Here is a 23,798-nt window from a genome sequence, read left to right on the forward strand (position 1 = left end):
ATAAGCTTGGCACAACCCATCACTGGAGATGCACCTTATAGTAGGCTACCGCTGACGGAACAGCGGGTTAAATCATGCAACTAATATCACTGTTTAACAATCAATTACGCGACTTTACAGGTCACACCCAGGTCTTGTTCAAATTGAGCATAATCGTGTAGGCAGATTCGTAGGCATCCGAGATGTCCGCCATGAATTTCGGGTTGATGGGATTGCACCTGTGCGAACGTCGCGGATCATCGAAATTGATGACATAAAATTCCGGCTTCACTTTGTAATTCTGAGTGTGTTTAAGTAGATGGTTATAAGCAATTTCGGACAAATCTGGGGCGGGTAGGTCGGCGCCCTTGCGGGTGCTTTCCCCCCTAAGAACCGTGCGTGATAGTTTCCCATCACACGGCTCAAGCAACAATATTTCAGACTTACTCCGAAACACGCTCATTCTTACACTTCTTTTTATGTGTCACACTCAAATAACAGTTTTCGTGGACAATAGACAATGAATTCTTACCGTTTACGGTTGACATCATTGTATGCCACGGTGTTTCAACTGTTATCGGCTCACCACAGATTGGACATCTTTGGTTTTGCCTTTTCCAAATATTGAAAAGCGTCCTTTTACCACTCATCGACATCTTCATTTTGACGGTGCGCCGTTTTTCACGGTACTCCGTCCATTCGGGGTCAAATGGATTGAGGTCGCATTTCAGTTGCGGATATGTCTGGATTTTTGTATTGAACAATATTGTCAACGGTACGAAGTATTCTTCTCCCTTTGAGTCAATTTTTGTCGTAGCAAATACCCAGACCCGATTTCCAATCTTGTGGAAATAGCGTTGTTTAATCCATGTACGGTTTTTGTTTCCGTGCCTACGGATTCCCCATCGCCACAGTTTCTTGAAGATTAGATGGTCCGCTTTTCGGAACGTTTCCGAGGCCGCACTATATTGATAATAGTTCGCCCATCCTTTGAGAATAGGATTGAGACGCATGATAAGTTCATGTTGGGAAGTTCCACGCGAGCGGTGTATCTCTTGCTTTACCTTATCCAACATCCTCTTTACACGGCCTTTGGCTGGTCTTGTCAGCAGAGTACCATTGAATTTGCGGACGTTGAAGCCGAGGAAATCGAAACCATCTTCAATATGTGTTATCAGCGTTTTCTCTTGGGACAGGGTAAGACCCCTTTCTGCAAGAAACGATGCTACCAACGGTTTGACTTTCTGTTCCAGCAGCTCCTTTGATTCGCCCGTGATAATGAAATCATCTGCAAACCTTACAAGCCTTACTTTCGGACAGTACCAGCCCGAGGAACCTTTCTTTGGTTCCCAAGGAAAGTTGTCTTCGAGTAGTTTCTGTAATCCATCGAGTGCCATATTGGCAAGCGTTGGCGATATGATACCACCTTGCGGTGTACCCTCGTCTGTCGGGAAGACTTCGTTTTCAAAGATATAACCACATTTGAGCCATTTCCCAAGTATGGTTTTATCCATTGGGATGTGCTTCATCAGCCAGTCGTGGCTGATGTGGTCAAAGCACCCTTTGATGTCACCCTCCAGAATCCATTGTGGCGAGTACCCCTTAGAGAGAAGAGTGTGGCAACGTGCCATTGCATCGGCAGTGCCTCTTTCCTTTCTGAAGCCAAAGGAATAGTTGTCGGCAGTTGTTTCCGACACAGGTTCCAAGGCGAGTAGGTAGAGTGCCTGCATTGCTCTGTCTTTCATTGTGGGGATGCCCAACGGTCTCAGTTTGCCATTGTGCTTCTTTATGAACATTCGTCTCAAAGGCTGAGGCTTGTAGCCTCTTCTTCCGAGTGTGAAGATGGCTTTGTATTTCGATTTCGGGGTTGACCACAATACCTTGTCAACACCCGAAGTCTTTTTGCCATCGTTTGAAGTGACACGCCTTACAGCCAATGCCTTGGCGTAAAACGAGTGGGTAAGAGTCCATTGCAAAGCCTTCACCTTGCCAAACTTACCCTCTTTCTGAGCTTTTACAATACGCGCTTGTAGCTTACTGACCGCTTTCTCACACTTGTTCCAATCAATGTTTTCCCAAGTTGATTCCTTGTGGTCAGAAGATGCACACGAGTTTTTAGGCTCGTCCATTTGCTTTTCTTCTTTCATAAGTTCTAAAAGTTATCTTGTAAAATGTTACCATATCGGAAGTCTGCACACTTTCGTGTCGGATGATGTGGCTCTCTGCCATACATGGCAATGAGGTCAATCCATATCCTCTCCGTTACAGAGCGGCATTCGCTTTCTCCGATTTTCCTTTACCTACATACCATTGTGCCTCCCTTGCGTTCGGCCTACCATGATTGCTCATGGAGATATATAGGCTTACCGTGTTCTGCATCAGTGCCGATGACGGTTTAGGCTCTGCCTCTCCACCGGTGGCTCTGTTGTTCGCGTAACCCCAAAATCCACAGGGTTATCCGGCCACACACCGTTTTGGTTCAAGCTTGTAAGCATTCGTAAGCTTGTTCGACTTAACGATGGTTCTGACAATTCACTTGCGTTAGCCATGCCGTCAAGCCAAGCTCCCCAACCACATAATGCTTGCGGTTCTTGAAGTCCCCTCACGGTTCATTCTCGACCCTTTCGGGAGGGTTACCTTGTCCGAGCAGCTTGGTACATCATAAGACGCACCTGCCGTAGGCTACTATTGGCGAAACAATAGGTCAACTCTTTTCACTCCTCTGAGTGAATGGCTGACAGCCACTGATGCAACTTTTCACGTCACACAAACTTATAATCGTAAATATACATGGCGAAGGATTTTTCAATCTGCTGTTTTATGTAGTTGTTTACCACTGCGTAGCTCTTACCCGAGCCGGGAGTTCCAAGCACGATGGACGCACGAAAAACATTTACAACATTAATCCATCCGTTCCATTCCCTGCCTTGATAGACGAACTTTGTCGGCAGGTTGACGGAATACTCGTTCTCCATGAGCCGTGTCTCCTGCATGAAACTCTCGTTGGCGGTATTGAATACATCTTCCATGAGGTTGTGTTTCAGCATCCGGCTTATCCACACGCCGGACATCAACAACAGGATATACCCGGCTGTAAGTGTTGCCGTGTACAAGGTGGCATTGACCATCGGACTGAACGGCAGGTCGAGCATCCACCAGTTCATGAAAAACAGCACCAATCCGGCAAGGAAAGAGGCATATATTTTCTGCCATGTCATCTTCTGATTCTTTACGCCTTTTGTTCCCAAACACGAGAGGGCAAGGAATATGACGGCAAATACTTTTGTGATGAGCAGGTTGCTGAAAAGCCCCGCTGTCCTCTGGAAATTCAGGAGTATCCTGTCGACTACCCCGATATTGATACCCATATCCACGAATGAACGGTAGCAGTACCAATAGACGTGGATGACAATAAACACGATGGATATGGCACGCATGAACTCCATGACCTTGGCCAGTCCCCTCAAATCATCTTCTTGTTGCATAATGAATATAGTTTTAATGGTTTATAAAATCTGTAATCAGGATATTCCGCGGGAACGGCGTTTCTTTTTCTTCTTGCGTTGCAGCCTGCGGGCAAGCGCCTCTTCCTGCGGGTCGGGACCGTTGGCGTCAATGCCGAAGATTCCGAAAGCCTGTTCGATGGAGCTTTCCATTTCGGAGGAGAAAACGCCTTGCCGATTAAGAGCAGGCATTGGCATATCCAAGTCAGGCATATTGGTCGGACTGTTAAACAGCCGCTCAAAAGCGTTTGCCGAAAACTCTTTTCCAAGTCGGGAACCGTTATATACCTCACGGTTCTTATGGTCGATGAAAGTTGCGCCATAGATACGTCCTTCATCATTTTCACGGAATACCACATCAATACCTTTCCCGGCGAGCAAACGGGTGAACTCCTCCTTGTTTCCACGGCATCCGTGCATGGCAAGCGCCACTTCGTTCCGTATCTTCGGTTGCCATTTCTTGTTCTTGTATTCACGGGCGTTGTACCCGATACGCTTTTCCAATCCCTCGTAGCCGTAGCGTTTTTCGATAAGAGAAGATTTGACGGGCGTACATATCGGCTTGCCACTATCATCGGTCATCGTATAGACAATTCCATTATAGGGTGTTCCTTCAAATTCGCCTTTTACTTGTTTCGCCTCGATATTGAAACAGGAGAGCAAGGCGCTGTACTCGCCGAAAGACTGGAAACGATAAGTGGAGAATACACTCTTGACGATATTGGAAACCTGCCGCTTCACATCACCATTTTGGTAGTCAGCCTTTTTCAGATACGGCTCCAATAGTTCCTTGCGCTTGTCATCCACCTGTTTCAACCCGAATTTCTTTTCCAGTTCCCGGCAGGCTTTCATCGAGCGGTTCCACTCGTAGGCGTCGTCTATCTTTTCACCTTTTTCGTTCACGCAGGTGGAAACGATATGGATATGCCTCCGGTCTATGTCCTCGTGCATATATACAATGTAAGGCTGGTTGCCATAGCCCATTCGCTGCATATACTCCCTGGCCAGTTCCGTGAATTGCAAATCCGTGAGCCGGTCGTCCAAAGAAGGGTTCAACGATATATGCAGGACTGGCTTTTCTGTATTCTTGTTGGCAAGCAGGTAGTTGTCAAACGCCCACAGGGTCTGTTGCATGACACGCTCCGTGTTCCCCGACACATTGGCAATCATGCGGTTCCCGTAAATGATGCGGGCTGTATTGTCGTTCACTTTCTGCTGGTTGTAGATGATTGCACCGTAGAGCGAAGCACCTCTGTTGATTTTAGCCACCATTTTCCTCCTCCTTCCGTTGTTTTATCAGATAGTTTTCTTCAAACTCACGGGTCAGCATGATAATCCGCTTGCTCAGCAACACTAAGTCTATTGTTGCTTTTTCCAGATTACGGAGCAGGACGAAAGCCCGTTTCTCCCCGAAATTTGTCTTTACGGCTTTCACCGTCTGGTTGTAGTTGTTGCCGATACTCTGGAATTGGTGGTAGAAATTGGTCAGGCGGATATAATAATCCATCGTCGCCTTGTCTATTCTCACCACCTTGATTTCCTTGCCGAAAATCATTGTCTTGATAAACTTGGAGCGTTCTTTCAATCCTGATTTTTGGAATTGAATATCAAAACGTCCGTTCTCTTCCGAGTTCAACCGTACCACATAACGATGCACGGCAGGGTCGGATTTTGGTTTCCTGCCTGCGCTTTTTCTTGAGTTTTTCTTCTTGTTTTCTTCCATACGCATTGATATTTTCAGTTTCTAATCTTCCGGCCCCGGATTCACGACTTTGGAGTGAATCCTCCCCGAGCCGTCAGGCGAGTGGCAAGTTGTTTTGAGTGCCCGAATTTATTTCGGGTGCCTCAAAACACAACTTGCTATGTTCGCTTGAACATGAATTTTCCTTCCGTCAAATTGTGTTTGACCCTCCGGCCTCATTCTTCGGCTTCGGGAAAGCCCCGCAGCGGTGTCCGTTCCGTTGTCGGTGCAAAGTTACGGCGGTATATACTACTGTAAAATAGTGAGTTATATGTAACGTGATGACAAACGATGACACAGGTCGTCACCTCCCTTGAAACATGGTGCCGGTATGAAAAAATACCCTTTTATTTGCAGCGTGAACGGATGAAACCGCACTTCCGATAATGGTATAATGGTCATATTGTTTGATGCTTCCGTTATCGGTCCGGATAGTGGAAGCAATGTCGGATATGACAGTTATCGGAATGTCATGACCAACAGACCGACCATTAACGGAAAGATGCTATAACGGATAAGTTACCGGTCGGAATAACGGATGAAGCATATCGTGGTCGGTTGGAAGGAAGCGTTCACGGATTGACGGATGAAACAGATATATATTCAATAACCCATTAAAAGAAAAGATTATGAGCAAAGAGCCTTTATTCGTTGCAGTCAGCAACCAAAAGGGAGGGGTCGGGAAATCGGCCTTGACGGTAGTGCTTTCCAGCTACCTCCATTTCGAGAAAAACCTGAACGTGGCAATCATTGATTGTGATTCTCCACAGCACAGCCTCGTGCGCATGAGAGAACGGGATAAAAAAGCCATTGCCAACAGTGCCTATTTTCAACAATTGTTACAGCAGCAATGGAATCGCGTACCAAAGAAAGCTTATCCGATTGTCGGGTCTACTTCGGAAAAGGCAAGGGAAGCCGCGGACGAGCTTGCCGCAAGCGGTGACTATGATCTGATTTTTGTGGATTTGCCCGGAACAGTGGAATCCACGGGGGTGTTCCGCACCATCGTCAATATGGATTATGTCCTGACTCCCACCACTCCCGATCTTATCATCATGCAGAGCACGCTCGCTTTTTCCACGACGGTTCTTGATTATGTCAAGAACACGAAAGATGTGCCGCTCAAGGATATTCTCTTCTTCTGGAACAAGTTGAAAAAACGTACCAACGTGGAAATTTACAAATCCTATGCAGAGGTCATGAGGGAACTGCATCTGACTGTCCTTGACACCAAACTTCCCGATTTATGCCGTTACGAGAAGGAAATCACACATGCAAAACGTGATTTTTTCCGCTGCACCCTGCTGCCTCCGCCTCCCAAGCAATTGGAAGGAAGCGGTCTGAAGGAACTGGCGGAGGAGCTTATTGTCAAACTTAAATTGGAACACGCATGACAAAGAAAAAGGTGGAAGTGAATGAGGATATCCTCAAGAATATCATTGTCGGGGATATTCCTGTATTCGGCAGGGCGCAACCCATGAACGAGAATACGGAACAACCCGGACAGGAATCCGTACCCGTCAAAAATACGGGACCGGCTCCAGCTACGGAACCGGTTGAGATACAGTCTGAGAAAACGTCCCCTGTAAAACCTCGAAAAAAGAAAGATGAAGCGGGTAGCTATAGAGACAAGTATCTGGTAAACATTCCGGCATCTAACCGTTCCCATGTCTATATAAATCGCGAGGTGGCCGAATGTATCAAGCGCATCCTTCCGGTCATTGCCCCGGACATGAGCATATCGGGGTATATAAGCAATATCCTCGTTGACCATATCCAGCAGCATTGGGAGGAAATCAGCGAATTGTATAACAAAGAATATTACAAACCATTAAAACCATTTTAGTCATGACACAGATTATCTTTCACATTGCGGCCATTGCCTGCATCGTTTACACAGTTTGCCGTTTCGGATTGTTCATTCACAAAAGAATGCGCAAGAACAAAAACATCGGAAAGCACGTCCACGTTCCTCCGCCCGAAACTTCCGGCAAAGCGGAACCGGATACCTGGGAAGACACCGCTTGTACATCTGCCTTAAAGGATGTCATCAACACGTCTTCAATTCAAATCGTTGAAGATCCATCGTATCGAACGACATATCTGGTAAATCACCCTATAGGTAATCGAATCCAGGTTTACATAAACAGGGACAGCTATGCCTACATCAAACGTTTTTTGGCAGTTGTCGCTCCGGAGACATCCATGTCAGGATATGTAAGCACAATCATTGATGAGCATCTGACAAAATATGAGGATGAGATGTCTGAATTATACACGGAAGCCATAAATAAACCCCTGTAGCCATGGAAGCAAAAATTTATTTCACGATAAAACTCGTGTGTGCGGTTTTCATATTCCGGCAACTGTGGATATTCATCTTCAATCGGGAAATGTATGGCATTTGGGAGAAAGCCTACCGCTTGATGCGCATAGTCCGCATCAATCTATGGAAATACCGGAAGAAACGTTCGGAACAAAAAGCGCGTGAGGCCAATAAAAAGGCAAGGCGAAGGGAAAAGACCGACGCACACAACAGGCATACGGCACAGCCGTCTTCTGCTGTTACTGAAGATGTAATCGGCAAGACAAAAATTGTCTATCTCGAAGACCCGGAAGTGGCGAGAAAAACTCCGACACGTTCCGAACCTATGGAAAAAGAGTCGATAGAGGAGGATGAGGAAATCGGTCCGGATGATGTAATACAGGAAGAAAAAGGTCTCACCAAAGAGGAAAAAGAAGAATTGATGGCTCCTGTGGATGCTGAACCTGACCCGGATTTTGACACAGCCATGACCTTTGAGGATATAAACAATGTGGCAGAGGTGCTGATATCTGAAAATCCGGATGAAGAGAAAGCCATACGTGCAGCCACTACCATACATCACAAGATGCACGATACGGTTATACTATCTTTTCTCACGGACAAGTTGAGTAATCAGGAAAAGGTAAACCGCCTGGTCAGCGAATGTCTGGATGAATCGGGCAGACCGTTGGCAAAACGAAAGACCGCATCCAAGAAGGTGGAGGCTTTCAACATAGATAAATTCGTTTAATTGTTTCTTTTTGCTGTCATAGTTTTTGAAGGCATGTCGATGTGATATCGGTGTGCCTTTTCATTTTCAGAGAATATCATCGGATAAAATTCAAATAATCATATCGTTATCATAATGGCAGGATTCGTACCTTTGCAAAAAATGAATGATTATGGCAGTGACAAAAGCGATATTGGAGAAATGGATGGTGGAGCAGAAACGCCACCGCCTTTTCGACAAACAGGTGCAGATGGCCCGTGAACTGGGATTGAACCCTGGCAAGCTCGGAAAGATAGATAACCACAAGCAGGATCACGAAAAGAAAAGCCAAAAAGCGACAAGAAAAAGATGAGTCCTACAAAATGTTCTTCCCGTTTCCGAATACTGCTGTTCCCCGTTACGGCGGGCAATTACCACTTGCAACCCCAAACTGAACCCGAAGCCGAGCATATAAATCGCCAAGAACCATATTCCGGCAATGGCGGATGCGCCCAGTTCCACATCACCCACATGCCCCAAGAACAAGGCATCGGTAATATTTATCAGTTGTTCGATAAGGATGCTCATCATTACAGGAAAAGCGATGAGCCAAATTTTCTTATAGGTATAATCCATTTGTTCAAACCAATATGATACAATAAGCCATGCCGCTTGGACAGCACAACAATCTTGTAGATTTACAATTAGGGATAATGACAAGGCAGTAATAGACAAACTTAAACGATAAGCCTGTCTATTGCTGAATAGCGTTAATCGAGGGCGCTATTCGCCCGGCGTAGCTATATGCACAACTGCCATTTCATATTGTTGAACAACTATTCTTTTTCTGTTAGGGCTACAAAGATAGCGTTTTTCCCTGAATTTGTATCTGTAAACTATCAATTAGCAGTTTTAGGAGAAACTATATTTTTGTGCTATACCTATTATATAATATGCAAATCAGCCCCCCGGAAAGAAAGATAGCTGGCAGAATAAACCAATAGTTGTTACTTATCAGAAACTTGGCTATCCAAAAAGAAGGGAGAAATGAAAATACATATTGGGTACTATCTGTAATGACAAAAGGTATGATCAATCCCACCATAACCAAAGCAGATACTTTTGCAAGTGCCATACCTTCCACTTTATTCCCCGCGTATGCTAAAATAATCATAGCAGCCACAACGCTTAGTATTGTAGCCAATATGGATATGATAAATGTAGTCCATAATGACATATCTGATACGGAACAGAAAGAAAGCAGCACGAAAGAAACAATGGCTGCAAATAAAACAGGAATAATCAATCTTGATATAAGATAACCCTTCTTCCCAAGTGGGGTGATTGTGATATACCTGTTGATTTTCATATCTGTTTCATCCAATACCACCAAGACCGAAGCGAAGCAAATCATGTAAGGACACATAATTGCAAGGAATAAATCCAATATCGGATAATATAGACTGAAATCCTTTAGCATCGGATAATGCTGTACAATTAAGGGGAAAACAAACCTATATATTGCCGCTAATAGTAACGGAATACATATTATTGCAGATAACATACCATCTGAGAATATGTTTCTGATAAACATTTTGAAAGAAATAATATTCTGATTCATAATTATATCGTCATCATTTTTTTTACTGACAGACAAGAAAAAATATACATCGCAATGCACCAAATGCTTATTGCCATTAGAGATATGACACTGATATTTCCAGACATAAGTTCTATCAGACTTATACTTGGATGTAATAGCATAACTCCCGATTTATAGCCCATTGTATAAACAGATATGGGAGCTACGGATATTATTAAAGTGGGAACCATAATCAGCATAAAGTTATTCATGGTTGAAATGAAAGCGGAAAGTGATATTCCAACCAGTGTGAATAATGCTGAACCTAACATAATTCCAACAGCAAGATGTATGTAAGAATGTTCCATGCCTGAGAACAATGCGATGAGAACTCCACTTAGCAAAGAAATTAGTCCAATGGAAATTACCTTTGACAAAATGTATGCGTGTATCGATATGGGCGAAACAGCTAATGCCTGCATTACTTTTTCGCTTTTCTCGAATAATATGATTGCTCCCATAAACATTAATCCAATCAGCACGGGGTCTGAAAATATAAGGGTAGTTGTGCATAGTTCTTTCCACTGCATAGGAAGAATGCGCAATACAGCAATATACACCAGTGTAAATAGCGTATATAGGGCATAAAAACCATATTTGTATTGTTGCCGAATATCGCCAAGTATTAAACCTTTAAGTTTCATAGTAATTTCCTCCCTGTTATTTCTGAGAATATATGGTCTAATGTCGGCTCATTGCTATGTATTGACAATAAGGCATTAGCTTGAATCAGAGATTGCAGCTTTTTGTCTGTACTTATTTTGTCAAGTGCGATTGTAGTATTCAATTCTTGTTGATTCTCCAAATATGAATATGTCACTTCATTATAACGCCTTGACATGATAAGATTATGAGGAGTGTCCATAGCTTTAATGTTGCCATCGACAATAAATGCCACACGGTCACAAAGTTCGGTCGCATCGTGCATATTGTGAGTAGTCAGAATGATTGTCACTCCTTTATTTTTAAGCTCACGAATAATGTCTTTCATCACTTGGGAGTTTGAGGGGTCTAAACCTGATGTTGGCTCATCCAAAAATAACACTTTGGGTTGATGAATGATTGACCGGGCAAAGTTTAATCTGGATTTCATTCCTTTAGAAAAACCTGCCACTTTCTTGTTGGCATGTTGTGACAGTCCGACCATTTCTAATAGTTGTTCGGCAGGAATAAGCTTGCTGTCATATAAAGAGCCAAAGAATTTTAAGTTCTCCAATGCGGTGAATTTCTCATAAAAACTAGGAAATTCAAAATCGACACCAATACTCTCATAGAAATGGTCAGGCTTATTTCTAATTTCATTATTATTAATAGAAACACTCCCCTTATATTTAGGGAGCATACCTATTAATATCTTTTGAAGAGTGCTTTTTCCTGCTCCAGAAGGTCCTAAAAAGCCAAATATTTCTCCGCTTCTTACTTGAAAATTCATATTCTCAATAAATGGTAGTTGAGAATAACTAAACGATAAGTTTTTTACTGTAATCATAATTTTTAATTTTTATATTTTATGACTAAATTAGTCTATATGGTCATATTGTGAATTCAGAGCATCGCCATGTAGCATATTTGCACATAGTCAGTTGATATTATATAATCTTATTGTGTTGGATTAGTCTTTAAGTAGTTGCTTTACTATTCCCCTAACTATAAACTTGAAAACTTCATTGTAAATATCTGTTCCAATTGTTTTCTCGTTTAGAATAGTCAAGAATGCAGCTCTTAAAGCCCCTGCAAATACCTTTGTGTCAATTGATTTACTTTCTGGAATAAATTTCAGCACTTCGTTTGCCAGCATGACATCATCATCTACGTGTTGTGAAAGTACTTCTTGAGGGAGCTTTCTACTTAGATATTCCACGTCACTATTCACAAAGACAGATACAAAGTATGGCTTGTTGTTGATTAGCAAGTCAGATATAATATCTGTCAATGTATCAACCGTAATATTATCGGTATGCTTATTTATGGCATTAAGAAATTCTTTTTCCAATTTCTTATGATAGTCTATTATTGTATCAAAAAAAAGAAGTTCTTTTGATGTATAGAATAGATAAAATGCTCCTTTAGAAATATTAGCATATTTAACAAGCTCATCTACAGAAGTTTTACGTACCCCTTGTTGCTGGATAAATAGCAAAGCTCCTTCTTTGAGTTTATCCTTTATAAGCTTCCTTTCGTTGTCATCAAATGCTTTTGCCATACCGTGTGACTATTTTATTATTATTGGTCACTGCAAACATAAGCGTTATTTTTGAATTGACAAAGAAATATCAGTTTATTTTTCCCCAGAAAGTTACTTCATATCAACTTGCAGTTATATCTTTCGACACAAATTAGTCAGTGTAAAGTCCAATGTGATTGCCCGCAGGGTCAGCAAATACGGCAAAATACCATTTCCCATCGGCTTGAATTTTAGTCTTGGGATAACTATGCTGCCACCTTGCTTCATTACTTGCCGGATTGACCTGTCAATGTCTTCACAGTTAAAGTGAATTAATACACCATGCTCTGAGGGTTTGAAGTTCGGTGCATAAGATATAGTACCTACCGTTTGTCCGTCCTGCACGAAACAAGCCATTTTCTCGTTATTATATTCGGCTACCATAAGTTCAACTCCCAAGATTGTTTGATAGAAATTTACTGATTGGTAGAAGTAGGTAACGGGAATTTCAAAGAATGCGATTAAATTTTTCACGTTCTTTTTCTTTTAGTTGCTATTTTGTCCTGCGCTAAGACAGTGCAAAATTACGATTGGCATAAGGAACTGGATAGAACGAAGGGGACATTTTAGAGGGTGCAACTTCACACGTTGTTGCCCCCTCCCTGTTGTTAACTTTCACTGACAGTGAAAGTTTTAGATTTTCTTTCCGATATAAAATACATAGCCATAAAAGCCTTTATACTTATTGTATAATGCTTCTTCAAGATGCTGAAACTCTATGAGTTTCTTTACGGTTTCATTATGGGGATATTTTTTCAGCATTAGTTTACGGGCTTCACTCAAAGGCTGATAGTAATGTTCCGTCCAGCATTTTTCCGGCAACACAAATGAAGCAACTGGGAGATAGCCAGCTCTCTGCATTTGTGCGACTTTAACAGGAATTGTATCTATCTCTTGATACCCCTGCATCCAAAAATCGTGTATTTCAGCCGGACGCTTTTCTGTAAACCATGAACTTTCCGAAACTGCAATATACCCATTAGGTTTCAAATAATCACGCCATTCATTTATACCTCTCTCAAAGCCGATATTATAAATAGCACCTTCCGACCATATCAAGTCTAAAGATTCTTTTTCAAAAGGTAGATTGTCCATTGAGCCGACAATCCCCTTTACTCTATTTTGCAAATTCAGCTTTAAGGCATCAAGATTAAACTTGTCAATAAACCCTGAAAAGAAATCAAGTCCTGTAATAGTTCCTGATACATTTTGTGCCAAAACCATAGTTTGACCTCCCGTTCCACAACCAATGTCTGCAATCTGCGCAGTATCACTCAGATTATCAATGAAACTTAAAGCCTTTAATGTAACATCAGGACTTCCCGGACCTTGCCTTTTTGTATTAAGAAAAAAATCACAAATTAAATTTACATCAAACCCGTAAATTGTGTTGTTATTGTTATTCATTTTTATTGTATATATTGTGTACAGGGAAAATATGATGATACCTTACCTATACACAGATTAAAATTATAATATAAGCACACGAAAATAGCCCCCGAAAAGAATTATCCGAGAGTAAACGTAAAGAACAATCTACATTAGAAATGCAGATTGCTTACAACACAATATCCGATTGGTTTGTTTTCTTCATGCGAGCGAAGGTAGTGAATTATTTTATGCCATGCAAATTCAGCTTTGAATTTAGGTCGAGTATGCCTGGGCATTTCAGCCCAAACCTACTCGACCCAATCGTAAAAAGTTTATTTTCAATGATTTGTGTTTGTAGAAATAGAATGGTATCTTTGAACTGAAGATAAAGGCAGACACAATCCCGACAAGGGAAGCCAAATGTCCTTTGAAAAAAGTACCTAATTCGTATCCATCAAAAGATTGAGGTACGCTAAAATATTGATTTTAAGACTTGTGAACTGCTCGATTCAAGTCCCGAGCGGAACCGAGGAAAGTGCCGCTTCCACAGCTTATAGAGCACATCTATTTCAAGCGGTTCAAGCGTGAGAAACCGGAAACGGTCAAGCCGCTGAAACAGATTCTGAAGGAAATGGAGACCAAGAAGAAGCTGCAAAAAGAGAAAAAGGAGGAACGGAGGAAACAGCGTGCCCTCTCTTCCGATTCCGCAGCAGAGTAAACAGCGTTCACATGACATGAAGCGAAGTCTGAAAGCCGTCCGGTTTTCAGGCTTCGCTTTTTTGGTGATTCGAACCAATTGTCGCTTTTTCATTCCTCATGAAGAGTGCCCGTTTTTATTTTCTGTTTTTCCCATCCTTCCCTGCCCAAAATCCTCTTTTTTATCGTTTGGAAAATCCTTGCTGATGTAACGTGATGACATACGATGACACGCATCGTAAGGTTTGTAAATCAATGAATTAAACGCTATATATTCGCTGTCGAAATGATTTTTTGTTTCACCAATTAAAATTTTCGACACATGAAAAAAAGATTCTTTTCGGCAGCTTTCATGCTGCTTGCGACAGTCGGGGCTTTCGCCCAGGGTAACGGTATCGGCGGCATTACGGAAGCCACCAACATGGTCACTTCCTACTTCGACCCCGGCACCAAGTTGATTTACGCCATCGGAGCCGTCGTCGGCCTGATCGGGGGCGTGAAGGTCTATTCCAAGTTCTCCTCGGGCGACCCTGACACCTCGAAGACCGCCGCGAGCTGGTTCGGCGCATGTATCTTCCTTATCGTGGCCGCTACCATCTTACGCTCATTCTTCCTGTAACATGGCGAAGTATCCGGTCAACAAGGGGATAGGCCGCAGCCCGGAGTTCAAAGGGCTCAAGAGTCAGTACCTGTTCATCTTCGCGGGCGGGCTGCTCGCCCTGTTCGTGGTGTTCGTCATCATGTACATGGTGGGTATCGACCAGTGGGTCTGCATCGGTTTCGGTGTCGTTTCCGCTTCGGTGCTTGTCTGGGCGACATTCCGAATGAACGCGAAGTACGGCGAATGGGGGCTTATGAAACTCCACGCGCTGCGTAGCCATCCCCGCTACATCATCAACCGGAGGAAGTTCCTTCGGTTGATTTCTCCAACCGCAAAAAAAGGAAAAGTATGAGAAATGTAATGAAAACAGCAACGCTGGAAAGCAAATTCCCGTTGCTCTCGGTGGAGCACGGATGCATCGTCAGCAAGGACGCGGACATTACCGTGGCTTACAAGGTGGAGCTGCCTGAACTCTTCACGCTCACGAAGGCGGAATACGAGGCCGTCCACTCGACCTGGGCGAAAGCGGTCAAGGTGCTGCCGAACTACAGCATCGTGCACAAGCAGGACTTCTTTATCGAGGAAAGCTACCGTCCCGACATTTGCAAGGACGACCTGAGTTTTCTCAGCCGCAGCTTCGAGCGGCATTTCAACGAACGCCCGTATTTGCAGCACACCTGCTACCTGTTCCTGACCAAGACGACTAAGGAACGCAACCGCACGACCAGCAGCTTCAACGCCCTCACGCGGAATTTCATCATCCCGAAGGAAATGACGGACAGGGAGACCATCACCCGTTTCATGGAGAGCTGTGAGCAGTTCGAGCGTATCGTCAACGACAGCGGTCTCCTTCGCATGACACGCCTGACGGATGAGGAAATCACGGGAACGGACACCTCTGCGGGAATCATCGAGAAATACTTCTCGCTCTCGCAGGAGGACACCGCCTGCTTGCAGGACCTGTCACTCGGTGCCGGGGAGATGAAGATAGGCGACAACTACCTCTGCCTGCACACCCTTTCCGACCCGGAGGACCTGCCCTCAAACGTGGCTACCGATTGCCGCTACGAACGGTTGTCCACCGACCGGAGCGACTGCCGCCTCTCCTTCGCCGCGCCGATAGGCATCCTGCTCACATGCAACCATGTCGTGAACCAGTACCTCTTCATCGACGATTCGGCGGAGAGCCTGCGCAAGTTCGAGCAGACCGCGAGGAACATGCACTCGCTTTCCCGTTACAGCCGTTCCAACCAGATCAACCGCGAATGGATCGAGGAATACCTGAACGAGGCGCACAGCAAGGGGCTGACTTCTATCCGGGCACACTGCAACGTCATGGCATGGAGCGACGACCGGGAGAAACTCAAACGCATCAAGAACGATGTCGGCAGCCAGCTGGCACTCATGGAGGCGAAGCCGCGCCACAACACGGTAGATGTCCCGACGCTGTTCTGGGCGGCGATACCCGGCAATGCCGGTGATTTCCCGTTCGAGGAGAGTTTCCACACCTTCATCGAGCAGGCGTTGTGCCTGTTCATCGGGGAAACGTCCTACAAGGATTCGCTATCGCCGTTCGGCATCCGCATGGTGGACCGGCTGACGGGCAAGCCCGTTCATCTGGATATTTCCGACCTGCCGATGAAGAACGGTACAATCACGAATAGGAATAAATTTATACTCGGACCCTCCGGTTCGGGCAAGTCTTTCTTCACCAACCACATGGTGCGCCAATATTATGAACAAGGGACCCACGTGCTTTTGGTGGATACCGGAAATTCCTATCAGGGACTGTGCAACCTTATCCACGCGAGGACACACGGCGAGGACGGCATCTACTTTACCTACAAGGAGGAAGACCCGATTGCCTTCAACCCTTTCTACGTGGAGGACGGCGTGTTCGACATCGAGAAAAAGGAATCCATCAAGACGCTCATCCTGACCCTTTGGAAACGTGACGACGAACCGCCCACGAGAGCCGAGGAGGTGGCACTGTCCAATGCCGTGAACCTCTTTTTGGCGAATATCCGCAAGGACAGGAGCATCAAGCCCTCCTTCAATAGTTTTTACGAGTTCATCCGTGACGAGTATCAGGACATCCTGAAGGAAAAGCGCACCCGCGAGAAGGATTTCGATGTATTCAACTTCCTGAACGTGCTTGAACCTTACTACCGGGGCGGCGAGTATGACTACCTTCTGAACAGCGACAAGCAGCTTGATTTACTCGGTAAACGTTTCATTGTATTTGAGTTAGACAATATCAAGGACAACAAGGTACTGTTCCCGATTGTGACCATCATCATCATGGAAACCTTCATCAACAAGATGAGGAAGTTGAAAGGTGTCCGTAAGATGATATTGCTGGAAGAAGCCTGGAAAGCCATCAGCAAGGAGGGCATGGCGGAATATCTGAAGTATCTCTTTAAGACCGTCAGAAAGTTCTTCGGCGAGGCCGTTGTCGTCACGCAGGAGGTCGAGGATATCATTTCGTCTCCTATTGTCAAAAGTACCATCATCAACAACAGCGACTGCAAGATTCTTCTTGACCAGCGCAAATACATGAACAAGTTCGACGAGATACAGGCGTTGCTCGGCCTGACCGACAAGGAACGTGCGCAGATCCTTTCCATCAACATGGCGAACAATCCTTCCAGAAAGTACAAGGAGGTCTGGATTGGTCTGGGAGGTACACAATCGGCGGTATATGCCACAGAAGTTTCACTTGAGGAATATTATTGCTACACGACTGAGGAAACGGAAAAGCTGGAACTGTTCCGTCTTTCCGAAAAGTTAGGTGGCAATATCGAGCTTGCCATCAAGCAGTTGTCGGAGAGCAAACGTGAGAAGAACATCTTATAAACCATCTAAATCACAAGTATGTATAGCGATTTGGAATCAGACCAGAGGAAACGCGAGGAAGTCATCTCGTCCCTTTATTGGTCATTGATGCAGAATTGGGACATTCCGAAATCCATTTATGACCATTACGGATTTACAGAGGATTACCGGCTGTTCCATCAACTTGAAGAGTTGGAGCCTGCCGAATACAAGCGGAAAAGAGAAACCGGTGAAGTTCCTGATATTCTGGAAGTGGATGCAAGGCTGACCCGCACAGTCGAAAAGGTCTTTGAGAGTTTGTGCGGTAAACCTCCTGCACCGTATCTCGACAAGATGAACGAGGAACTGGAGAAGTTGGGACAGATTGCCGCCTTGCCGGATTCCGTCCATGACATCCTCCATATCACTCCTGCCTTTCTCGTCAAGTACGGTATAGACAAAAATGCCTCTGCCACGGAACGCTCCTGTCAAGCGGAGAAAGCATATCGGGCACTGGATGCCAGGTTTGTGAAGATGACAGGACGCAGACCGTATGCCGATGAGCTTTTCGCTTCCCTCAGACAAAGGAAGGAAAAGACGCCGGAGGCGAAACGTCCGAAGCAGGTACACAAGCCTATCCTCCGCAACTCGCCGTCCAAAGGGCGAAAGATGGGACTTTGACATTCAACAGAATTTTATTCACCAATTAAAACAGTTACATCATGAAAAAGAAAATTCTCATGCTGTGTATGGGCTGTTTCTTCATCAGCCTTACAGCGAAAGCGCAATGGGTCGTGAGCGATCCCGGCAATCTTGCCCAGGGTATCATCAATGCCGCCAAGAATATCGTTCACACGTCTTCCACCGCGAGCAACATGCTCAACAATTTTCAGGAGACAGTGAAGATTTATAAACAGGGCAAGGAGTATTACGATGGACTCCGCAAGATCAAGAACCTTGTCCGCGATGCACGTAAGGTGCAGCAGACCATCCTCATGGTCGGCGACATCACGGATATCTACGTGAACAGTTTCGAGCGTATGCTCAGCGACCCTTATTTCACGCCGGAAGAGCTGAGTGCCATTGCAATCGGTTACACGAAGTTGCTGGAAGAGAGCGCACACCTGCTGAACGACCTGAAAACGGTGGTCAACGAGAACGGACTTTCGATGAACGACAAGGAGCGGATGGATATCATCGACCGCTGCTACACCGATATGCTGCAATATCGCAGCCTGGTGCAATATTACACCAACAAGAACATCGGCGTTTCCTACCTGCGTGCCAAGAAACGGAACGACCTGGACCGTGTGATGGCCCTTTACGGCTCACCGAATGAACGTTACTGGTAATCCCTAATCCGATTCACTTATGGTATTGTTGGCAATAAATTTCGACAACCTGCATCAGATCCTGCAAAACCTCTACACGGATATGATGCCGCTCTGCTCGCAGATGACGGGTGTGGCGAAAGGACTCGCGGGGCTTGGCGCCCTGTTTTACGTGGCCTACCGGGTATGGCAGTCTCTGGCAAGGGCGGAGCCCGTGGATGTCTTTCCCCTTCTCCGTCCGTTTGCGTTGGGGTTATGTATCATGTTTTTCCCGACCATCGTGCTGGGCACGCTGAACAGTGTCATGTCGCCTATCGTGAAAGGTACACATTCAATACTGGAGGCACAGACCTTCGACATGAACGAGTACCGTGCGCAGAAGGACAGGCTGGAGTTCGAGGCGATGAAGCGCAATCCCGAGACGGCCTATCTGGTCGACAAGGAGTCTTTCGACAACAAACTGGACGAATTGGGGGTTATGGACGCGATAGAGGCCTGCGGGATGTATGTAGACCGGGCAATGTACAACATGAAGAAGGCGGTTCAGAATTTCTTCCGCGAACTGCTGGAACTCATGTTCAACGCGGCCGCCCTTGTCATCGACACGCTGCGGACGTTCTTCCTGATTGTGCTTTCGATACTGGGACCGATTTCGTTCGCCCTGTCCTGCTGGGACGGTTTCCAGGCCTCGCTCAGCCAATGGTTCGTCCGTTATATCAGCATTTACCTGTGGCTCCCGGTGAGTGACCTCTTCAGCAGTGTGCTGGCACGGATACAGGTGTTGATGCTCCGGCAGGACATCGAACAGCTTTCCGACCCGAACTTCATCCCGGACGGCTCCAACGGGGTTTACATCACTTTTCTGATTATCGGTATCATCGGGTATTTCACCATCCCAACAGTGGCCAACTGGATTATCCAGGCAGGAGGCGGTGCAGGCAATTACGGCAAGAACGTGACCCAGACGGCATCCAAGACCGGTTCCGTGGTGGCAGGAGCCGGCGGTGCGGCGGTAGGCAACATCGCAGGAAGGCTCATCAAATAGTAATAACCATCTTAAAACGACATTGGAATGGAATTCAAATCATTAAAAAACATCGAGACCAGTTTCAGGCATTTGCGTCTGTTCGGTATCGTCTATCTCTGCGCGTGTACCCTGCTTGTGGGATATTCGGTGTGGAAGGCATACGGCTTTGCCGAGGCGCAGAGGCAGAAAATCTATGTGCTGGACGAGGGGAAGTCGCTCATGCTCGCCCTCTCGCAGGACCTGGAGCAGAACCGTCCCGTGGAGGCGAGGGAGCATGTCAGACGCTTCCATGAGCTATTTTTCTCGCTGGCTCCTGACAAGAGTGCGATAGAGGGCAATATCCAGCGTGCCATGTTCCTGAGCGACCGCTCTGCCTATGCCCATTACCGGGATCTGGCGGAACAGGGCTACTACAACCGGATCATCTCCGGCAACATGAGCCAGCGCATCGGGATTGACAGCGTGAAATGCGACTTCAACAGCTACCCGTATGAGGTAGTGACGTATGCCCGCCTTTCCATCATCCGGGAGAAGAGCGTGACGGAGCGCAGCCTCGTCACGCGGGGCAGGCTGCTCAATTCCACCCGCAGCGACAACAATCCGCACGGCTTCATCCTCGAAGCCTTCCGTGTGGTGGAAAACAGGGACATCAGAGTATATGACCGTTAAATTTTGAATGTATGAAAAAGATGCTTGTAAAAATCAGGGACTTGGCCGAAGAAAAACTGCGCGCTGCCTGCGCCGGGTTGAGTCCTGAAAAGAGAGTGATAACCATCGTCGTGCTGACCGTCCTGTTCGCGCTTGGGAATTTCTACATGATTTTCCGCGCCATATACGACATTGGACGGGAGGATGCCAAACGTGAGGTCATCGAGATAACCCCGCTGGATATCCCGGACTTTATTCAGGCGGACACCCTTACGGACAGTAAAATCCGCGAGATGGAAGAGTTTTTTAACCAGTTCAACAAAGAAGACAATGAGTAACGATGCAAACAAATTGAGACAGAGGCAGGAAATCAGGAAATACCTGGTCTTTGCCGGAATGTTCCTCCTGTTTGTCGGCTGCATGTGGCTGATTTTCGCGCCGTCCAAGGAGGAACGGCAGAGGGAGGAAAGGAATGCCGGTTTCAATTCCGAACTGCCCGACCCGAGAGGGGCAGGTATCGAGGCGGACAAGATTGCCGCCTACGAGCAGGCGGACATGAAACGCAGGCAGGAAGAGAAGATGCGCACGCTGGAGGATTTTTCCGCGCTTGCCGATGAAAACAGGCAGAATGAAACAAGCAGTCCTGTCGTGGAAATACCGCAGGAGCGGGAATCCGAAAGTGCATCATCCTATCGTGGCAGTGGAAACCGCAGGAATGGGGCCATATCTTCGTCCACATCCGCCTATAACGATATTAACGCCACGCTCGGCAGTTTCTATGAGGCACCGAGAGAAGACCCCGAAAAGGAGGCATTGAAAGCCGAGGTGGAGCAGTTGAAGCAGGCTGCCGCGGTACAGCAACCCGCACAGATGACCTACGAGGAGCAGGTAGCATTGCTGGAAAAATCTTACGAACTGGCCGCCAAATATACGCCGGGCAAGGATGGCGCAGGTACGGAAAAACGGGAAGAAACCGAACCTGCCGCCAACGGCAGGAAGGCAAGAGCCGTTCCCGTGGGACAGGTCTCCACACCGGTGGTGTCATCGCTTCCGCAACCCGTCAGTGATTCCGTACTGTTGGCACGGATGGCACAGACCGGATATGCTGGATTCCATACCGCCGTGGGAAAGACGGCTGACGGGCATACGAGGAATACCATCCGTGCCTGCGTGCATGGTGACCAGACCATAAGAAGCGGGCAGAGCGTTAGGTTAAGGCTTTTGGAACCGATGCGTGTCGGCAGGTATGTCCTTCCACGCAACTCCCTTGTCACGGGCGAGGGGCGCATACAAGGCGAAAGGCTCGGCATTGGAATCATACAGGTGGAGCACGACGGCATCATCATTCCCGTGGAGCTTGCCGTGTATGACAATGACGGACAGGAGGGCATCTTCATTCCCGGCTCGATGGAAGCGAATGCCGCCAAGGAGGTAGCGGCCAACTTGGGACAAAACCTTGGCACGAGCATATCCATCACCAACCAGTCAGCCGGAGACCAGCTGCTCTCCGAACTCGGCAGGGGTGCCATACAGGGAGTGTCGCAATACATATCCCGGAAGATGCGGGAGGAAAAAGTACACCTCAAATCCGGTTATACCCTGATGCTTTACCAGAACGATAATCAATAACCCATTAAAATTCACAAAGTATGAAAAAGATTTTTGTAATGTTTGCCCTCATGACGGGCGCAGTGAGTGCTTTTGCACAGAATGCAGCCGATTCTATATCGGCAGAAACAGGCAGAGTCACAATGACCAGGGAACTCTATCCCGGGCAGGAGGATGGCGACCTCTACCACGGTCTGACCCGGAAGCTCACCTTTGACAGGATGGTTCCCCCGTATGGGCTGGAAGTGACCTACGACAAGACCACGCACATCATTTTCCCCTCCGCCGTCCGCTATGTGGACCTCGGTTCCCCGAATCTTGTGGCGGGAAAGGCCGACGGTGCGGAGAATGTTATCCGCGTAAAGGCGGTGGTCAGGAATTTCCGTGACGAGACGAACATGTCGGTCATCACCGAAAGCGGCAGTTTCTACACGTTCAATGTCAAGTATGCGGACGAGCCGTTGTTGCTGAACATCGAGATGAAGGACTTCATCCATGACGGCAGCAAGGTGAACCGTCCGAACAACGCGCTTGACATATATCTAAAGGAACTGGGCAGTGAATCCCCCAAACTCGTGCAACTGATCAACAAGAGTATCCACAAAGAGAACAAACGCCATGTCAAGCACATCGGTAGCAAGGCTTTCGGCATCCAGTACCTCCTGCGCGGTATTTATACCCATAACGGGCTGCTCTATTTCCACACGCAGGTACGCAACCAGTCGAATGTGCCTTTCGAGGTGGATTTCGTGACGTTCAAGATTGTGGATAAGAAGGTAATGAAGCGTACAGCCATCCAGGAGCAGATTGTTTTTCCTCTCAGAGCCTATAACTATGCCACTTTGGTAGCTGGAAATAAGGACGAACGTACCATGTTCACTTTTGACAAGTTCACCATCCCTGCCGGTAAGGTGCTGGTCGTGGAACTGAACGAGAAAAGCGGCGGGCGTCACCAGTCGTTCACCGTGGAGAGCGAGGACATCGTGAGAGCCAAAGTGATCAACGAACTTAAAGTGAAGTAGCCATGCGTAAGGTCATCTATATGTTAGTAGCGGTCGTATCGCTTGCCCTGTTTTCAGGGCAGGCATACGCCCAACGCTGTCTCCCCGGCATGAAAGGCGTGGAGCTGCGGGGCGGATTTGCGGAAGGCTCGAAATCACCCTTGAACCATTATGCGGGATTCGCGGTATCGGGATATACCAAGAAAGCCAACCGCTGGATTGTCGGTGCGGAATACCTGTTGAAGAATTACGAGTACCGTAACGTGTCCGTTCCTCGTGCGCAGTTCACTGCCGAGGGTGGGTACTATCTGAAATTCCTGTCCGACCCTTCCAAAACACTGTTCCTTTCCATCGGCGGCTCGGCTTTGGCCGGTTACGAAACCGTGAATTGGGGGAATAAGATGTTGTATGACGGCTCGAAGTTGCTCGCCAAGGATGCCTTTATCTATGGCGGGGCGATAACACTGGAGCTTGAAACCTATGTCACGGACCGTATCGTGCTGCTTGCCAGCGTCCGGGAACGCGCCATGTGGGGAGGTTCATTATCCGTGTTCACTATGCAATTCGGGCTGGGCGTGAAATTTATCATCAATTAAAA

Annotated in this window: 24 protein-coding genes and 5 pseudogenes; 17 read left to right on the plus strand and 12 right to left on the minus strand. The window is 46.4% G+C overall.

Annotation, left to right across the window (positions count from 1 at the left end):
- Positions 1 to 124 precede the first annotated feature (124 nt).
- The 5 genes and pseudogenes from HU824_RS11890 to mobA form a co-directional block, all read right to left on the minus strand.
- A pseudogene (locus HU824_RS11890) lies at positions 125 to 328 on the minus strand (conjugal transfer protein TraG); the annotation flags it as partial.
- 94 nt (positions 329 to 422) lie between these two features.
- Positions 423 to 2,108 carry a group II intron reverse transcriptase/maturase gene (ltrA, locus tag HU824_RS11895; protein WP_148332200.1) on the minus strand — a complete coding sequence of 562 codons (1,686 nt, stop codon included), beginning with the start codon at positions 2,106 to 2,108 and terminating at the stop codon, positions 423 to 425.
- A gap of 639 nt (positions 2,109 to 2,747) precedes the next feature.
- Positions 2,748 to 3,464: pseudogene (locus HU824_RS11900) on the minus strand (YWFCY domain-containing protein); the annotation flags it as partial.
- Positions 3,465 to 3,500: 36 nt separating this feature from the next.
- Positions 3,501 to 4,754, minus strand: a complete 1,254-nt coding sequence (gene mobB, locus HU824_RS11905) for a conjugal transfer protein MobB (RefSeq protein ID WP_008766671.1) — start codon at positions 4,752 to 4,754, stop codon at positions 3,501 to 3,503.
- Complete coding sequence (mobA, locus tag HU824_RS11910) at positions 4,744 to 5,211, minus strand: conjugal transfer protein MobA (protein ID WP_032560424.1); 468 nt, start codon at positions 5,209 to 5,211, stop codon at positions 4,744 to 4,746. Before mobA ends, mobB begins: the two co-directional genes overlap by 11 nt.
- 641 nt (positions 5,212 to 5,852) lie before the next feature.
- Here mobA and HU824_RS11915 point away from each other — a divergent pair.
- The 5 genes from HU824_RS11915 to HU824_RS11935 all read left to right on the plus strand — a co-directional run bounded on the left by HU824_RS11915 (position 5,853) and on the right by HU824_RS11935 (position 8,610).
- Positions 5,853 to 6,617, plus strand: coding sequence for a ParA family protein (locus HU824_RS11915; RefSeq protein WP_008766669.1), 765 nt, complete (start codon positions 5,853 to 5,855; stop codon positions 6,615 to 6,617).
- Positions 6,614 to 7,069, plus strand: coding sequence for a DUF3408 domain-containing protein (locus HU824_RS11920; protein WP_008766668.1), 456 nt, complete (start codon positions 6,614 to 6,616; stop codon positions 7,067 to 7,069). The genes HU824_RS11915 and HU824_RS11920 overlap by 4 nt, the downstream gene beginning before the upstream one ends.
- 2 nt (positions 7,070 to 7,071) lie before the next feature.
- Positions 7,072 to 7,527, plus strand: a complete 456-nt coding sequence (locus HU824_RS11925; protein WP_016270787.1) for a DUF3408 domain-containing protein — start codon at positions 7,072 to 7,074, stop codon at positions 7,525 to 7,527.
- Between the two features lie 2 nt (positions 7,528 to 7,529).
- A complete protein-coding gene (locus HU824_RS11930) occupies positions 7,530 to 8,279 on the plus strand; it encodes a DUF4122 family protein (RefSeq protein WP_008766666.1) in 750 nt (249 codons plus the stop codon).
- A gap of 151 nt (positions 8,280 to 8,430) precedes the next feature.
- The gene (locus HU824_RS11935; RefSeq protein ID WP_008766665.1) at positions 8,431 to 8,610 is read left to right on the plus strand and encodes a hypothetical protein; all 180 of its coding nucleotides are present in this window, start codon (positions 8,431 to 8,433) and stop codon (positions 8,608 to 8,610) included.
- Here HU824_RS11935 and HU824_RS11940 read toward each other — a convergent pair.
- The 7 genes and pseudogenes from HU824_RS11940 to HU824_RS11970 form a co-directional block, all read right to left on the minus strand.
- Positions 8,595 to 8,873 (minus strand): annotated as a pseudogene (locus HU824_RS11940) (MATE family efflux transporter); the annotation flags it as partial. The gene HU824_RS11935 and the pseudogene HU824_RS11940 sit on opposite strands and share 16 nt — an antisense overlap.
- A gap of 286 nt (positions 8,874 to 9,159) precedes the next feature.
- Positions 9,160 to 9,858: a hypothetical protein gene (locus HU824_RS11945; RefSeq protein WP_008766663.1), complete on the minus strand. Its 699-nt coding sequence runs from the start codon at positions 9,856 to 9,858 to the stop codon at positions 9,160 to 9,162.
- Between the two features lie 2 nt (positions 9,859 to 9,860).
- The gene (locus tag HU824_RS11950) at positions 9,861 to 10,523 is read right to left on the minus strand and encodes a hypothetical protein (RefSeq protein WP_016270785.1); all 663 of its coding nucleotides are present in this window, start codon (positions 10,521 to 10,523) and stop codon (positions 9,861 to 9,863) included.
- Complete coding sequence (locus tag HU824_RS11955; protein WP_016270784.1) at positions 10,520 to 11,368, minus strand: ABC transporter ATP-binding protein; 849 nt, start codon at positions 11,366 to 11,368, stop codon at positions 10,520 to 10,522. The genes HU824_RS11950 and HU824_RS11955 overlap by 4 nt, the downstream gene beginning before the upstream one ends.
- Before the next feature lie 123 nt (positions 11,369 to 11,491).
- Positions 11,492 to 12,082: a TetR/AcrR family transcriptional regulator gene (locus HU824_RS11960; RefSeq protein ID WP_008766657.1), complete on the minus strand. Its 591-nt coding sequence runs from the start codon at positions 12,080 to 12,082 to the stop codon at positions 11,492 to 11,494.
- A gap of 133 nt (positions 12,083 to 12,215) precedes the next feature.
- Positions 12,216 to 12,577: pseudogene (locus tag HU824_RS11965) on the minus strand (VOC family protein).
- 159 nt (positions 12,578 to 12,736) lie between these two features.
- A complete protein-coding gene (locus tag HU824_RS11970; protein ID WP_016270783.1) occupies positions 12,737 to 13,510 on the minus strand; it encodes a class I SAM-dependent methyltransferase in 774 nt (257 codons plus the stop codon).
- Positions 13,511 to 14,006: 496 nt separating this feature from the next.
- On the opposite strand from HU824_RS11970, the pseudogene HU824_RS11975 reads away from it, so the two are divergent.
- The 12 genes and pseudogenes from HU824_RS11975 to HU824_RS12030 form a co-directional block, all read left to right on the plus strand.
- Positions 14,007 to 14,192, plus strand: a pseudogene (locus HU824_RS11975) (hypothetical protein); the annotation flags it as partial.
- Between the two features lie 300 nt (positions 14,193 to 14,492).
- A complete protein-coding gene (locus tag HU824_RS11980) occupies positions 14,493 to 14,789 on the plus strand; it encodes a DUF4134 domain-containing protein (protein WP_008766654.1) in 297 nt (98 codons plus the stop codon).
- A gap of 1 nt (position 14,790) precedes the next feature.
- Positions 14,791 to 15,123 carry a DUF4133 domain-containing protein gene (locus tag HU824_RS11985; protein WP_032841196.1) on the plus strand — a complete coding sequence of 111 codons (333 nt, stop codon included), beginning with the start codon at positions 14,791 to 14,793 and terminating at the stop codon, positions 15,121 to 15,123.
- The gene (locus HU824_RS11990) at positions 15,120 to 17,627 is read left to right on the plus strand and encodes a TraG family conjugative transposon ATPase (protein ID WP_016270782.1); all 2,508 of its coding nucleotides are present in this window, start codon (positions 15,120 to 15,122) and stop codon (positions 17,625 to 17,627) included. Before HU824_RS11985 ends, HU824_RS11990 begins: the two co-directional genes overlap by 4 nt.
- Before the next feature lie 18 nt (positions 17,628 to 17,645).
- Entirely contained in the window at positions 17,646 to 18,266 is a 621-nt protein-coding gene (locus tag HU824_RS11995) for a hypothetical protein (protein WP_008766652.1), read from the plus strand.
- 41 nt (positions 18,267 to 18,307) lie between these two features.
- Positions 18,308 to 18,937, plus strand: a complete 630-nt coding sequence (locus tag HU824_RS12000; RefSeq protein WP_008766651.1) for a DUF4141 domain-containing protein — start codon at positions 18,308 to 18,310, stop codon at positions 18,935 to 18,937.
- A gap of 19 nt (positions 18,938 to 18,956) precedes the next feature.
- Positions 18,957 to 19,961 (plus strand): conjugative transposon protein TraJ, encoded by a 1,005-nt coding sequence (traJ, locus tag HU824_RS12005; RefSeq protein ID WP_008766650.1) that lies wholly within the window; start codon positions 18,957 to 18,959, stop codon positions 19,959 to 19,961.
- Between the two features lie 27 nt (positions 19,962 to 19,988).
- Positions 19,989 to 20,612, plus strand: a complete 624-nt coding sequence (traK, locus tag HU824_RS12010) for a conjugative transposon protein TraK (RefSeq protein ID WP_008766649.1) — start codon at positions 19,989 to 19,991, stop codon at positions 20,610 to 20,612.
- Between the two features lie 11 nt (positions 20,613 to 20,623).
- Positions 20,624 to 20,929, plus strand: a complete 306-nt coding sequence (locus tag HU824_RS12015) for a TraL conjugative transposon family protein (protein WP_008766648.1) — start codon at positions 20,624 to 20,626, stop codon at positions 20,927 to 20,929.
- Entirely contained in the window at positions 20,922 to 22,220 is a 1,299-nt protein-coding gene (traM, locus tag HU824_RS12020) for a conjugative transposon protein TraM (RefSeq protein ID WP_008766647.1), read from the plus strand. Before HU824_RS12015 ends, traM begins: the two co-directional genes overlap by 8 nt.
- 20 nt (positions 22,221 to 22,240) lie before the next feature.
- Entirely contained in the window at positions 22,241 to 23,221 is a 981-nt protein-coding gene (gene traN, locus HU824_RS12025; protein WP_008766646.1) for a conjugative transposon protein TraN, read from the plus strand.
- Between the two features lie 2 nt (positions 23,222 to 23,223).
- Complete coding sequence (locus HU824_RS12030) at positions 23,224 to 23,796, plus strand: conjugal transfer protein TraO (RefSeq protein WP_008766645.1); 573 nt, start codon at positions 23,224 to 23,226, stop codon at positions 23,794 to 23,796.
- The last annotated feature ends 2 nt before the right edge of the window (positions 23,797 to 23,798 follow it).

Source organism: Bacteroides sp. L10-4 (assembly GCF_013373675.1).
GTDB classification, from domain to species: Bacteria; Bacteroidota; Bacteroidia; order Bacteroidales; family Bacteroidaceae; genus Bacteroides; species Bacteroides muris.

Coding starts and splice junctions, on each gene's coding strand:
- ltrA (WP_148332200.1), bottom strand. CDS start 2,108: ATGGACGAGCCTAAAAACTCGTGTGCATCTTCTGACCACAAGGAATCA.
- mobB (WP_008766671.1), bottom strand. CDS start 4,754: ATGGTGGCTAAAATCAACAGAGGTGCTTCGCTCTACGGTGCAATCATC.
- mobA (WP_032560424.1), bottom strand. CDS start 5,211: ATGCGTATGGAAGAAAACAAGAAGAAAAACTCAAGAAAAAGCGCAGGC.
- HU824_RS11915 (WP_008766669.1), top strand. CDS start 5,853: ATGAGCAAAGAGCCTTTATTCGTTGCAGTCAGCAACCAAAAGGGAGGG.
- HU824_RS11920 (WP_008766668.1), top strand. CDS start 6,614: ATGACAAAGAAAAAGGTGGAAGTGAATGAGGATATCCTCAAGAATATC.
- HU824_RS11925 (WP_016270787.1), top strand. CDS start 7,072: ATGACACAGATTATCTTTCACATTGCGGCCATTGCCTGCATCGTTTAC.
- HU824_RS11930 (WP_008766666.1), top strand. CDS start 7,530: ATGGAAGCAAAAATTTATTTCACGATAAAACTCGTGTGTGCGGTTTTC.
- HU824_RS11935 (WP_008766665.1), top strand. CDS start 8,431: ATGGCAGTGACAAAAGCGATATTGGAGAAATGGATGGTGGAGCAGAAA.
- HU824_RS11945 (WP_008766663.1), bottom strand. CDS start 9,858: ATGAATCAGAATATTATTTCTTTCAAAATGTTTATCAGAAACATATTC.
- HU824_RS11950 (WP_016270785.1), bottom strand. CDS start 10,523: ATGAAACTTAAAGGTTTAATACTTGGCGATATTCGGCAACAATACAAA.
- HU824_RS11955 (WP_016270784.1), bottom strand. CDS start 11,368: ATGATTACAGTAAAAAACTTATCGTTTAGTTATTCTCAACTACCATTT.
- HU824_RS11960 (WP_008766657.1), bottom strand. CDS start 12,082: ATGGCAAAAGCATTTGATGACAACGAAAGGAAGCTTATAAAGGATAAA.
- HU824_RS11970 (WP_016270783.1), bottom strand. CDS start 13,510: ATGAATAACAATAACAACACAATTTACGGGTTTGATGTAAATTTAATT.
- HU824_RS11980 (WP_008766654.1), top strand. CDS start 14,493: ATGAAAAAAAGATTCTTTTCGGCAGCTTTCATGCTGCTTGCGACAGTC.
- HU824_RS11985 (WP_032841196.1), top strand. CDS start 14,791: ATGGCGAAGTATCCGGTCAACAAGGGGATAGGCCGCAGCCCGGAGTTC.
- HU824_RS11990 (WP_016270782.1), top strand. CDS start 15,120: ATGAGAAATGTAATGAAAACAGCAACGCTGGAAAGCAAATTCCCGTTG.
- HU824_RS11995 (WP_008766652.1), top strand. CDS start 17,646: ATGTATAGCGATTTGGAATCAGACCAGAGGAAACGCGAGGAAGTCATC.
- HU824_RS12000 (WP_008766651.1), top strand. CDS start 18,308: ATGAAAAAGAAAATTCTCATGCTGTGTATGGGCTGTTTCTTCATCAGC.
- traJ (WP_008766650.1), top strand. CDS start 18,957: ATGGTATTGTTGGCAATAAATTTCGACAACCTGCATCAGATCCTGCAA.
- traK (WP_008766649.1), top strand. CDS start 19,989: ATGGAATTCAAATCATTAAAAAACATCGAGACCAGTTTCAGGCATTTG.
- HU824_RS12015 (WP_008766648.1), top strand. CDS start 20,624: ATGAAAAAGATGCTTGTAAAAATCAGGGACTTGGCCGAAGAAAAACTG.
- traM (WP_008766647.1), top strand. CDS start 20,922: ATGAGTAACGATGCAAACAAATTGAGACAGAGGCAGGAAATCAGGAAA.
- traN (WP_008766646.1), top strand. CDS start 22,241: ATGAAAAAGATTTTTGTAATGTTTGCCCTCATGACGGGCGCAGTGAGT.
- HU824_RS12030 (WP_008766645.1), top strand. CDS start 23,224: ATGCGTAAGGTCATCTATATGTTAGTAGCGGTCGTATCGCTTGCCCTG.